Origin of the sequence: Reinekea sp., assembly GCF_046710285.1 — a bacterium.
Classification (GTDB): domain Bacteria; phylum Pseudomonadota; class Gammaproteobacteria; order Pseudomonadales; family Natronospirillaceae; genus Reinekea.
Window position 1 is genome coordinate 18,939 of record NZ_JBKEGY010000001.1, and the last position, 12,441, is coordinate 31,379.

Here is a 12,441-nt window from a genome sequence, read left to right on the forward strand (position 1 = left end):
AAATACTTAGGCTAAATCTGAAGGGTCAATATCGATATGCCAGCTAACTTGTTTAGCATCGCGAGGGTAATGACGATGAAGCGGGGTTAATACTTCATGTAAATGGCTGCGCTTTTGGCATTGTACTAATAGCATATATCGGTGTTTGCCGGCGCGGCGTGATAATAATGCGGGTAACGGCCCTAATACCCTCACTTTTTTAGTGTCGAGTAAATAGTGCGCCATTTCTTGTAGCCGATTTTCAGCCAAATTGGCAAAGGCACTGTCACAGCGAATAACCGCTAAAAATCCAAATGGAGGTAACTGGCTGCGTTTACGGTCTTCTAATAAGCTAACCGCAAAGCTTCGGTAGTCGTGTTTCAATAATGGCTCAAAGACTGGGTTGTCTGGATACCAGGTTTGAACTAACACCTCGCCACGACGTTCACCGCGGCCAGATCGACCCGCGACTTGCGTTAAAAGTTGACCCATACGTTCACGAGCACGCAAGTCGGCGCTGAATAAACCACCATCGATGTCCCAAATGCCCACCAACGTCACGCGTTCGAAATGATGCCCTTTCGCGAGCATTTGCGTGCCGATAATAATGGCCGGTCCATCTTGTTCGGTGAGTTTGAGTTGTTGTTCCATTTTAATTCGAGTACTGGCTATATCACGATCAAAACGAATGATCGGCGTACCAGGAAAAAGTTGCGCAATGGTTTCTTCTGCTCTTTCAGTACCTGTACCCATCGCTTCTAGAGTAGTTTCATGGCAATTGGGACATTGGCGTGGTGGTGCTTCACGGTGACCGCAATGATGGCAAATATTAGTGCGTTGGGCTCGGTGATGCGTCATGTGAGCATCGCAAAAAGTGCAGTCTGCTATCCAGCCACAAGTTTTGCAAAACCAATTGGGTGCATAGCCGCGTCGATTAAGGAATAGGATAACTTGATTGCCTTCATCTAAGTGCATCTGTACCCGTAAAGCCAAGCGTTCTGAAAAGCCTGCTTGATGCTTCTGCTTGCGCATATCGATGGTTTCGATTGGCGGTAAGCTTGAGCCATTCGCTCTTTGTTCGAGCAACAAATGGGCAAAACGGCCTATGCTGGCATTATGTAATGACTCCAGAGATGGGGTAGCTGAACCTAAAATAATCGGGATATTTAACGCGTGGGCACGTTTTAACGCAATGTCACGGGCATGGTAGCGCAGCGTGTCTTGTTGTTTGTAAGAGCCATCGTGCTCTTCATCGACAACAATTAAACCTAAGTTTGGAATGGGCGTTAAAATAGACGAACGCGTGCCAATAATAATAGCGGCTTGTCCTAGTGATGCTTTAACCCAGGCTTGATGCCGAGCGTTATCGGTCATACCCGAGTGTAGGGCGACGGTGTCATCTTGGAAACGTTTTTGAAAGCGCGATAAGGTTTGTGGCGTTAAGCCAATTTCTGGCACTAAGACGAGTGCGCGCTTGCCTTCTTTTAAGCATTTTTCGATAGCTTGTAAGTAAACTTCCGTCTTACCACTGCCGGTAACCCCTTCGAGCAAGCAAGGCGAATACTGATCCATATTGATATGTTCAAGCGCTTGCAGCTGCTCACCGGTCAGTTGCAATGCCGCTTCAAATAATTCACCGGTTGGCTTAATGGGCTCTAAGTTCACTTCTTCGCTGGTGGTGAGCAATTGCTTCTTTTCTAAGGCGGCCACGAGAGCAGTATTGAAACCAAGGCCATTTAAATGGCTCTGTGTTGCCTTGCGCTGTTTTTGCATGACCACCATGACAGCTTGCTGTTTGACCGAACGAGCTAATTGAGTGGTATCTATGTGTTGGCCTTGAGTCGTGAGCGAGACCCAGCGGGTTTTCTTTAACTCAGCACTTTTACCTGTTCTTAACAGTTTGGGTAGGGCCAAAAAGAACGGACTGCTAAATTCGTGCAAATAATAACGGCTCATCCACACTGAAATCGTTAAAATATCTTCAGAAAGTATGGGTTTATCATCTAAAACTCGTTTAATTGGCTTTAATTTAGCCAGATCTAGCTGCTCATCAGGGGGTTCATTGACGCTAATGCCGATCACTGTGCGGGGCCCTAAGCTAACCTCACAGCGTATTCCTGGCGCTAAAACAGACTCATGCAAATAGGTCAAAGCCCCATTGAATGGGCCTTGTACGGCAATTGAGACTCTTTGCATTTGTTGTTTCATAAGGCTTGTCAATTGACTGAACTCTGGTATGATTGCGCTCCCTTTTTGGAGGCGTCTAGCACGCTATTGTGCCTTCAAAGTTAATGTTCCGTCAAAACGCGGTGCCTGACAAGAGATCTGGTAGCGGCGTCAATTGAGGTATTAAAAATGCAAGCAGATATACATCCAAAATATGAAGCAATGGTCGCAACTTGTTCTTGTGGCAACGTGCTTAACATCAATTCTACGCGTGGATCGGACATGCACTTGGACGTTTGTTCAAACTGCCACCCGTTCTACACTGGTCAACAGAAGATGGTTGACACTGGTGGTCGTATCGATCGCTTCAAGACTCGTTTCAGTGGCCGTAAAATCGGTAAGTAAGACTGAATTAGTCTCGTTAAAAGAACCCAGCTTAGGCTGGGTTTTTTTATGGCTTGTCACGGCTAACTATAAAAATTTCAAATTTACGCAGGGTTCAGCGGCCCATTGCTTGAAATTTCGGTCGCTCGGGATGCCGCCCAATACCCCCGTCCATGGGGCTTGATTGAAACATCCATGTTTCAAACACCCGAATTCCAAGCAATGGCCCGCTTCTAAACTATGGGCCAACAGAGATTGCTGTTCAAAAGTTTACAGTCTAAAAAGCATATTAGTTAGCGAGAGGTTTTTCCCAAAACAACGCCTTGCCCATCTCTGGGTTGAGCTCATAACCCGCATAGCCAAATTTCAAATAGGCGTTTTTAGCGACCTTATTGCCGTCTAAAACCTCTAAGGTTACTTTGCAGCAACCACGATCGTTGGCTATTTCTTCGACCTTTTGTAACAGCAGCTGGCTTAGCTTTAAACCACGAAACTCAGATGCCACCGCTAAATCATGAATATTAATCAAAGGTTTGCATTTGAATGTAGAGAAGCCTTGGAAACAATTGGCGATACCCGCAGGTTGATCATCGACAAAGGCTAAAACAGTAAAGGCACCCGGTGTGTTTGCCAGCGTGGCAACCAGTTGCGCTTTGACTTCAGGTTTTAAAGCTTCGCCACCGCCCATAGGGTCTTGTGCGTATGAATTTAATAAGTCGATAAGTTGTTGAGCATCACGAGGGTCATGGTAGTTGGCTATTTTAGTGGTGATTTGCACGTTAGATTCCATAGGCAGCGTTAGGATTACGGATTACGGATCAAGCCTACAATAATTTTTCTACTAGATCGACTCAGGGGTGAGCCTAAAGCAACGCTCTCACAACGATCCGTTAAGCGGTGAATGCTGTTAGGATCATTGTGAAAGGCAGTAAAAACTAAAGCTGGTCTTTAAAGAACGCCATAGTTCTAGACCAAGCGAGCTCAGCTTCGGTTTCACTGTAACGGGCGGTGGAATCGTTGTGGAAGCCATGATTCACGTTGTCATAGACGTAAGCGGTATAGTCAACTTTGTTGGCTTTTAGGACTTTTTCGTAGTCAGGCCAAGTACCGTTAACTCGAGTGTCTAATTCACCAAAGTGCAATTGCAGCGGCGCTTTAATGTTTCCGCGTATTTCTTCTGCAGGTGGCGTGCCATAGAAAGGTGCACCAGCATCAACGGCGTCAGGGATGGCCGCTGCTAACATATTAACAATGTACCCACCGAAGCAAAAACCGACGACGCCCAACTTGCCTGTGCTGAGTTCATGATTTTTAATGAAATGAGCCGCCGCAATGAAGTCTTCCTCAACTTTCATTTTGTCTAAGCTGCTCTGCATCGAACGGCCTTGATCATCATTACCAGGGTAGCCGCCTAAAGGGTGCAGTGCATCAGGGGCAAAGGCAATAAAGCCTTGTTTAGCTGCGCGACGTGCAACATCTTCAATGTATGGGTTTAAACCTCGGTTTTCGTGTACAACCAGCACCACAGGCGCTTTTGTGGTTAAGCCCTTCGGAGTCACCAAATAACCGCGACCCGTGGCATGGCCTTTCGGCGAGTCAAAAGTGACATAAGAAGCCGAAATGTCTTCATCATTGAAGGAAACCTGCTCAGCTAAAGCATAATTTGGCATTAGTGCGGTTGTCAGCGTCGCCATCGTAAAGCCCAAGGCGGTTAAACCGGCTAATCGGGCCATAAAGGTACGTCTGTCAATTAAGCCATGGGCATATTCGTCATACCAGTCAAAGGCTTCCTGAGGAATTGGGCGTGCTTGTGTTGAAGATACAGTTGTGTTGCTCTCTCTTATTGTCATAAACGTTGCCTCTTTTAAAATTAATTATACGCCGAGACTGCTGATGATGGATCTTTGATCGACTATTTTTTATACACTAAAAATGTGCAAGTATTGTGGACGTGAGATCTAAGCATAGGATAGATCAGAAACTGTGGTGCCCAAATTCATGCAAAAACAATCATATTTCAGGGTATTTACTAGTCATATAAGCTCGAGCCTAAAAACGTGGAAGGAAGAGGTCAAAAGAGGATAGCAAAGTAAACAGGGGCTCAAACTGTGAGGAACGCTTCCGACGTCGAAGTAATATAGAGGCATCGGCACACACTTATATGTAAGACAATGTGATATTGACATAAAAGTGCTAAGTCGCCATGATCATTGAGGTGTAGCGCTGTTTTAACAATTTTTTTACATATTTGGCGCTGGAATTTGGCTAAAGTCTAGATAAAAGCAGTAGGAGCCATACAGATACTCACAGTAGAGGATAATCATGTTTGATCACATCGTATTTGGAGTCAGCGATTTTGAAAAGAGCAGGGCATTTTTCCTCAAGGCATTGGCACCACTCGGCGTAGCGGTTGTTTCGGATCGGCCACTTGGCGTAGAGCTTTGCCGACCCGACAGCAATACATCACTTTGTATCCGCCGAATTGAAAAAAAGACGGAACCACTTCACTTGGCGTTCGCCGCAGAAAATCGTCAGCAAGTGAGGGATTTCTATCGAGCGGCACTTCAAGCGGGCGCTTTAGACAATGGTCCGCCTGGTCTTCACCCACAGTATCATGTTAACTACTATGCAGCTTTTGTCATTGGTCCCGACGGGCACAACGTCGAAATGGTTTGTCATGAATCAGAGACCTAATTAGGCCAAGCACAACCGTGCAACAAGCTACACCGGAATTGCTATATTGCTACCGCTCGTTTGTGTCGGCGGCTCTAATTGTCATTGGAGGTTATAAATTTATGCAATATAGAATTGCTAATTTAAATGACGTAGAAAGTTTGACTAAGTTGCACGCTGAAAGCTGTCGTGAATCGTATAGAGGTATATTCACTGATGATTTCTTAGATAACGATGTATGGGAAGAGCGCCGTTTAACTTGGACCAATCGTTTATCTAATCCTAAACTTAATCAGAGAGTATTAATGGCTACTGATGGCAATCAACTTTGTGGTTTTATTTGTGCTTTTGGAAATGAGAACTCTAAATGGGGAACATTCGTTGATAATTTACATGTTTCAAGTTCTGTTCAAGGCAAGGGGGTTGGTAAACAGTTAATGTATTTAATTGCTAAATGGGCTGATGAATCGTTTGAAAATAAAGGCTTATATCTTGAAGTCCTAGAAGATAATTTAAATGCGCGTAATTTCTACCATCGAATGGGTGCTAAACATCAAGAGACTAATTTGTGGCAACCGCCGGGTAGCGATGAAAAAATTAATGATTTGTTGTATGTATGGGAAGGTAACCATAAATTACTGCAAATAAACAACTAGCAAGGTGCTTAAATGGAAAAATAAAAGTGGCTCTCGCTTCGCGATTTAACCAACTCTTATTTACCGTATAGCAGGACGCAATGATCGAGGAAAACAAGGTGGATACATCAAAGCTTTTTGAAGACAAGGCAGAACTTTACGCTTCTTCACGACCGCTTTATCCGGAGGCGCTTTTTGATTACATTGCTGCACAGGTTCATGCTAAAGAGGCTGCTTGGGATTGCGCCACTGGAAATGGACAAGCAGCGGTGGGGCTATCCAATATCTTTGCTAAGGTTGAAGCCACCGATGTGAGTCCTGAACAGATAGCTAATGCCTTCGGTTCAAATAACGTAACCTACTCCATTCAACCGTCAGAGATGACCAGCTTTCAAGATAATCAATTCGATCTTGTTAATGTCGCGCAAGCGCTGCATTGGTTTGATTATGATAAATATTGGGATGAAGTATCTCGAGTCCTTAAGCCATCAGGGGTGTTTGTTGCTTACTCCTACATCTGGCCCGTCGTGAACCCGGCAATAGATGGCATCGTTATAGATCGTATTATTAAGGTCACAGAGCCATACTGGGCTCCGAACAATAGGCTCCTATGGAATGAATACAAAGACTTAAAGTTACCGTTCAAGCCACTTAAATCTCCGCAAATTGACATCGTAAATCATTGGGATGCAGCTGAGTTTCTTAATTATTTGCATACTTGGTCGGGTACGAGAAAGTGTATTGAGGGTATCGGTGACATTTTTTTCGAGCAAGCAGCCATTGAAATCAAGGCTGCATGGGGTGACCTCAAACAGAAAAAAGTTGTGAGGAACCCTTTAGTCTTAATCGCTGGCAAAGCATGGTGAGAATAATCAAACAACGGTTATTCAGCAGAACAATATCCATGTCAGTTTACGTCTAGTTAAAATTGCAGGGGTACAAGACCACGGCTACCCGTGAACGAACCCCAAGTGGGCTATCCAAATAGCTAACCAATAAATTCAATTCGTGGTGATAAGTCGTTTGACTCGATAAATTTGCCAATCACCTCAGCGGGCAGGCTATTTTGCGCCAGTAAGGCAGCGATTTGCGTGGCGTGTTGTGGTTTTACGGCGACTAATAAGCCGCCGCTGGTTTGTGGGTCGCACACAATATTTTGCCAATAGTTATTTGGCACGCAGATGTGCTCGTGGTAACTGGCAAAATTTCGTTTGCTGCCACCTGCAATGCAGCCGAGTTCTATATAGTGTTCTACTTCAGGCAATAAGGGCAGGGTAGAGCAGTTAATTTGTGCTGATATTTGGGCACCATTAGTCACTTCATAGAGGTGTCCGGCTAAGCCAAAGCCTGTTACATCGGTTAAAGCAGTGACGCCCTCTAGCGTCGCTAGTTTAGCGCCAATGCTGTTGAGCTTACGCATGCTGTCAGTGGCTATATGCTGGTGCTTTTCTGCTAACAAGCCTTGTTTTTGAGCGGTTGTTAACACACCTACGCCAAGCGGTTTGGTTAAAAATATAACATCGCCAGCGGTTGCGGAATCGTTGCGTTTTAATTGCGCAATATTGACCCGCCCAGTGACCGCTAAGCCAAAGATGGGCTCTGGGGAATCAATGCTGTGGCCGCCTGCTAGGCTGATGCCAGCTTGCGCGCAAATGTTTCGCCCGCCTTTAATCACTTGTTGGGCAACCTCTGGAGCGAGTTTATCAATGGGCCAGCCTAAGATCGCAATCGCCATGAGCGGCGTTCCACCCATTGCATAAACGTCACTGATGGCATTCGCTGCGGCGATTTCTCCGAAGATCATCGGGTCATCTGCTATGGGCATGAAAAAATCAGTCGTGGAAATGAGCGCGCTACCATCGCCTAGGTCGTAAACGGCCGCGTCGTCGTTAGAATGGTTGCCAACTAACAGGTTGTTGTCCTGTTCGGCAAGGTTTCCAGCCAAAATGGTTTGTAGCGTTTGTGGCGATATTTTGCATCCACACCCGGCTCCGTGGCTGTATTGTGTTAGTTTTACTGTGCTCATTTATTTTCCAATGTGGTTAATGCATACAAGATACCAAGTTGTTAGGCGATGGGATTGATTCTTGTCACCTTATAAACAGGTTAGTATCTGGCTTGATAATGAGGTGCATGTAGCGTTTGGCAACACAGCGGTGCATCTTTATCCATAAAGACGTATTGAGCCAATTCACTTGCGGCGTTATGCTAGCCGCACGAATACGACTCTTATAAAAATAATTGGATACCCTCATGACAGATACACTTAAAAAAGATGCCTTGGCTTATCACGCTGAACCTAGTCCAGGTAAGCTCAGCATTGAAATTACCACTCCTGCCGAATCTGCACGTGACTTATCGCTTGCCTACAGCCCTGGCGTAGCCGAGCCTGTCCGTGCTATTGCTGAAGATCCAGAAAATGCCTATAAATACACCATTAAAGGCAATTTAGTGGGCGTTATTTCTAATGGAACGGCTATTTTAGGGTTAGGTAACTTAGGTTCGTTGGCCAGTAAGCCTGTCATGGAAGGTAAAGCGTTGTTGTTTAAGCGTTTTGCCAATATTGACGCGATCGATATTGAGGTCGATTCAACCGACATCAATGAAATTGTCCGCACTGTAGAGCTTATTGCTGAAACCTTTGGTGGAATCAACCTAGAAGACATTAAAGCGCCGGAATGTTTCGAAATTGAGCGACGTTTAATTGAATCATGCAATATTCCAATTTTCCATGATGACCAGCATGGTACTGCTATTGTAACGGTCGCGGGTATGCTGAATGCACTCGATATTCAAGGTAAAACCCTCGAAAAAGCTAAGCTCGTTTGCCTAGGTGCGGGGGCAGCAGCTATTTCTTGCTCTCGTTTGCTAGTCGCAGCAGGCATGAAGAAAGAAAACATCGTCATGCTCGACCGCAAGGGCGTTATTTTTAACGGTCGTGAAGGTGTTAACCAATATAAAGCAGAGTTTGCAAACGATGTGACTCGTGCGCGTACTCTTTCTGAAGCCATTGATGGTGCCGATGTGTTCTTAGGCCTTTCTGGTCCAGATCAGCTAAGCGCAGAGCAGTTAAAAACTATGGCCGATAAGCCAATTGTTTTTGCATGTTCTAACCCAGATCCAGAAATTAAGCCTGAATTGGCCGCCTCTGTTCGTGATGATTTGATCATGGCGACTGGCCGCTCTGACTACCCGAACCAAGTCAACAACGTACTGGGCTTCCCATTTATTTTCCGTGGTGCATTGGATGTTCGTTCGACTAAAATCAATGAAGAAATGAAGCTTGCTGCAGCTCATGCCATTAGCGATTTAGCGAAAGAAGAAATTCTTCAAGAAGTTATTGATGCTTATGGCGGCAATGCCTTTGAATTTGGCCCAGAGTATATAATTCCTAAGCCATTAGACCCGCGCTTGCTTGATCGAGTTGCCGGTGCAGTGGCCCGTGCGGCAGTTGAGACAGGTGTTGCACGTGATGCATTACCCGAAAAGTATAAAAAGTAACGCTCCTCGGGTTAACTAAAATCGAAAGGAGCACTAGGGTCACTGCTGTGCCATAGTTTAGAAGTGGTCCATTGCTTGGAATTCGGGTGTTTGAAACATGGATGTTTCAATCAAGCCCCCAAAGACGGGGGTATTGGGCGGCATCCCGAGCGACCGAAATTTCAAGCAATGGGCCGCTGAACCCCGCGTAAAGCCAGATATATTTATGGGACAGCAGTGGCGCTAGGGTGCTCCTTTTTCGTTTTAATGGTCTAAAACACTACCTCACCAACCTAAAAACCCCCGTATATACCTAAAAACATTATTTTTCTGTAAATTAGTTCAATTATTTGTTAAATGTAGCTAAGTTTCCGAGCATTTTACGTATTCTTGTCTACCCTTAAGAGAACAGTGTTTTATATTGAGAGTAGGGCGATAACCTCGTCACACAACTAATTTGATTAAAAAGACCATGGCAGAAACAAAGCAAGTGACCACGCATACAGATAGTTCATACCATTTTTGGGAGTCACTATCAGATCATACTCAAGCTGCAGTTCAACTCGCTCTGCAATGGCTTGCCTATGTCTATCCTTCTAGTGAATTGCAGATCGACCGTACTTTAAGTAAAGCACTGCCTTATTCTGATACCGACCTATCTTCACGTTGGGCACAGTTTCTCGATGAAAATGATGTTGAAGAGCACGTTGAAGCTCTCACCTGGATGGCTGAAACAATATCCAGTGAGCAAATTCCATTTTTAGTCGAAACCTGCTGGCGTTTAGTACTTGCCGATCATGAACTGCCTACTCACGTGCCGTTAGCGCTAAGAATTTTAGGGCAAATTATTGGCATCAACGAACAGCGTTTACATGAAATTGGTGGTGATGTTTTCCGAGAGTTCTTGGAAGTAGATGAAGCCAAGTCCCGTGCACCATTATTGCCCGTCGATCCTCGTTATTTAGACAGAATTGAATGGCGAATGTATGGGCATACCGCAACATCACGAAATATATTCGAACATAGAGAAACCAAAAAAACAGAGCCTACTGGTAAAGTACCCGCCTTCATTGTTGGGTTTATTCTAGGCGCTGCGGCCTTGGCGTTGTTAGTTTTTGGTCCATTACAGCTAGGCCGTATTTCAGTTGCGCGTATGCAACATGATAATCTCCCTAAAATAGCATTGACCCCCGCACCAACTGTGCCTGTTGAGGTAGAGGCAAGCCCTCCAGCAGTCGCGCCTGAAATCGAAACGCCAGTTGAAAGTCAGGTTTCGCCTATTATCATTGAAGAAACGAATCCAGCAGAGGTAGTTGTTGAGCCGACTGTAAGTACTGTCAATGAAGCGCCTGCATCGGCGACTGAAAAAGTATTGATGACGATATCAGCCAATGTCTTAAATGTTCGTGCTCAAGCGACGGTTGATAGCGAAGTAGTCGCTAAGCTGGGTAAAGATGCGAAAGTTTGGGCATACCCAGATGAGGCTATCGGATTATGGATGAAAATAACCTTTGATGATAAAACGGGTTACGCCAGTTCGCGTTTCATGACAGAGGCAAATTAGCGAGTTGTTCATTATTGCGGTGCTTCAACATTAACATTCATGGCTTCTAATGAAGCAATCGCTTGTTTTCGATAGCGTTTTCTAACCTCGCTGCCCTTTGGTTTTTCAAGGTAATAAGCTAGCGCTTGTGCGTTAACGTCATCTACACCTTCAGCTTTAAGTTTATTCACAAAAGCTAACTCTTCATTGAAATTTGGCTCAGGCAGTGACCTTGGGCTTGGTATTTCAACCACTTCGCCAGCAAATAAACGCTTACACAGCGCTGTGTAAGCTGCTTTAAATACGGGCTTAGTTGTGCGTTCAGACTCAGAGCGCAGGGCATGATAGCTTACCTGTTGTGCGGCTAATTGCACACAGACATGAGTCCAAGTGTGAGCACTAGGGTGGTGGGCGTTAACACAGGCCTCTAAGTAGGCTTGGTCAAGCGAAGGTAAACCTAGTGATTCAGGCGTTGGTTCAAGTAGCTTTAGAAACTCTGCAATAGTAGGTGGCCAAGCGTGTTCACGCTTACATCGTTCTAGCGCAAACTCTAGCTGCACTTCTGTTAGACCAGCAAGAGACATCGCCCATTCACGTTTGGCTTGATTGAGCGTCGTTTCATCACCATAAGCGCTTTCGAAACGGTGTGTATAAATATGATGAAAACGGGCAAAAATCATATTGATCAAGACTTTTGTGTCGTGATCTACCTTTGGCCGGTTACCAGTCAGTATCTGCGATGTTTCGGAGAGCGTCCCGGACGCGTGCTCTTTTTTCGCGAGGATTGTTTTCAGGCTCACGAGTTGTGTTGTTTGATTGCTCATAGCGACCTTTAGAATGTGATGACTCTGGCCAAGCGCGTTGCACCCAGTTAACTAAGCGGATATCCCAATTAGCTTCTTGGCGTTCACTGGCTAGGTAATATTGCCGAAATTTTTCCAATTCGGAAAGGGCGAAAGCCAAGGGGATGTTGTGAAACGATAGCAAACTTGGAAACTGTTCGCTTGGCTCCCATTCTGGCGACATTCGCACGCGTTGAATTGAGACCCGTCCACCATTAGAGTTTGACGGCTTTAGGTAAGCTAAATCGTCATCTTCTTGGTTGCGGCGGCGAGCTTCATTCATTGAAAACACAGGTAAGGTGTCGGTCACAACCGAAGGTTTTGTTTGTTTGCTTGGCTCTGTAACTGATGTATGTGTTTGAGCGCTGGCTGGCTTTTCTACCGCTTTAGCTGGTGGAGAAAATACCGGCACCGCATGATTGAGGTCGGGTAATTTACTCTGCTCACCCGTTAATTCCTCAACATCAAATAATGGATCAATCTTAAACTGCCATGGCGACTGGCTTACGATGCTAAGAACACCCTGGGCTTGTAAGCGATTGCTAACAGCCAAAAATTGCATATCGCTCCAGAACGGAAACAGTTTTTTCTGTTGCGCCGTGCTGAGTTCAATAGCGTCATGGCCTTGCAATGCTCTTGCTTCATAGAGCAGCTGAAATAGCAGCGCTTCTTCCAAGCCTAGCGTTGCAGCCAGAGTTGGTGAGACGAGTAGCATTTTTTCTGAAATCACATGGCACCC

12 protein-coding genes are annotated in these 12,441 nt (G+C 45.3%); 6 read left to right on the plus strand and 6 right to left on the minus strand.

Features of this window, described 5'->3' with window-relative positions:
• Positions 1-6: 6 nt before the first annotated feature.
• Entirely contained in the window at positions 7-2,187 is a 2,181-nt protein-coding gene (locus tag ACI882_RS00105) for a primosomal protein N' (protein WP_411746418.1), read from the minus strand.
• Between the two features lie 147 nt (positions 2,188-2,334).
• On the opposite strand from ACI882_RS00105, the gene rpmE reads away from it, so the two are divergent.
• On the plus strand, positions 2,335-2,550 hold the full coding sequence (rpmE, locus tag ACI882_RS00110) for a 50S ribosomal protein L31 (RefSeq protein WP_411743426.1): 216 nt from the start codon (positions 2,335-2,337) through the stop codon (positions 2,548-2,550).
• 268 nt (positions 2,551-2,818) lie between these two features.
• On the opposite strand, the gene ACI882_RS00115 is transcribed toward rpmE, so the two are convergent.
• Both ACI882_RS00115 and ACI882_RS00120 read right to left on the minus strand, forming a co-directional pair.
• On the minus strand, positions 2,819-3,307 hold the full coding sequence (locus tag ACI882_RS00115; protein WP_411743427.1) for a GNAT family N-acetyltransferase: 489 nt from the start codon (positions 3,305-3,307) through the stop codon (positions 2,819-2,821).
• 157 nt (positions 3,308-3,464) lie between these two features.
• Complete coding sequence (locus ACI882_RS00120; RefSeq protein WP_411743428.1) at positions 3,465-4,379, minus strand: dienelactone hydrolase family protein; 915 nt, start codon at positions 4,377-4,379, stop codon at positions 3,465-3,467.
• Positions 4,380-4,851: 472 nt separating this feature from the next.
• Here ACI882_RS00120 and ACI882_RS00125 point away from each other — a divergent pair, with 472 nt between their 5' ends.
• From ACI882_RS00125 to ACI882_RS00135, 3 genes are all read left to right on the plus strand, one after another.
• Positions 4,852-5,223: a VOC family protein gene (locus tag ACI882_RS00125; protein WP_411743429.1), complete on the plus strand. Its 372-nt coding sequence runs from the start codon at positions 4,852-4,854 to the stop codon at positions 5,221-5,223.
• 17 nt (positions 5,224-5,240) lie between these two features.
• Complete coding sequence (locus tag ACI882_RS00130; protein WP_411743430.1) at positions 5,241-5,858, plus strand: N-acetyltransferase family protein; 618 nt, start codon at positions 5,241-5,243, stop codon at positions 5,856-5,858.
• A 98-nt stretch (positions 5,859-5,956) separates the two neighbouring features.
• Positions 5,957-6,703 (plus strand): class I SAM-dependent methyltransferase, encoded by a 747-nt coding sequence (locus tag ACI882_RS00135; RefSeq protein WP_411743431.1) that lies wholly within the window; start codon positions 5,957-5,959, stop codon positions 6,701-6,703.
• 122 nt (positions 6,704-6,825) lie between these two features.
• Here ACI882_RS00135 and selD read toward each other — a convergent pair whose 3' ends face one another.
• On the minus strand, positions 6,826-7,863 hold the full coding sequence (gene selD, locus ACI882_RS00140; RefSeq protein WP_411743432.1) for a selenide, water dikinase SelD: 1,038 nt from the start codon (positions 7,861-7,863) through the stop codon (positions 6,826-6,828).
• Between the two features lie 227 nt (positions 7,864-8,090).
• On the opposite strand from selD, the gene ACI882_RS00145 reads away from it, so the two are divergent.
• Both ACI882_RS00145 and ACI882_RS00150 read left to right on the plus strand, forming a co-directional pair.
• Positions 8,091-9,338, plus strand: coding sequence for a malic enzyme-like NAD(P)-binding protein (locus ACI882_RS00145; RefSeq protein WP_411743433.1), 1,248 nt, complete (start codon positions 8,091-8,093; stop codon positions 9,336-9,338).
• Between the two features lie 451 nt (positions 9,339-9,789).
• A complete protein-coding gene (locus tag ACI882_RS00150) occupies positions 9,790-10,881 on the plus strand; it encodes an SH3 domain-containing protein (RefSeq protein WP_411743434.1) in 1,092 nt (363 codons plus the stop codon).
• 11 nt (positions 10,882-10,892) lie between these two features.
• On the opposite strand, the gene ACI882_RS00155 is transcribed toward ACI882_RS00150, so the two are convergent.
• Positions 10,893-11,540, minus strand: coding sequence for a replication protein P (locus tag ACI882_RS00155; protein ID WP_411743435.1), 648 nt, complete (start codon positions 11,538-11,540; stop codon positions 10,893-10,895).
• A gap of 40 nt (positions 11,541-11,580) precedes the next feature.
• Positions 11,581-12,432, minus strand: coding sequence for a DnaT-like ssDNA-binding domain-containing protein (locus ACI882_RS00160; protein ID WP_411743436.1), 852 nt, complete (start codon positions 12,430-12,432; stop codon positions 11,581-11,583).
• Positions 12,433-12,441 lie beyond the last annotated feature (9 nt).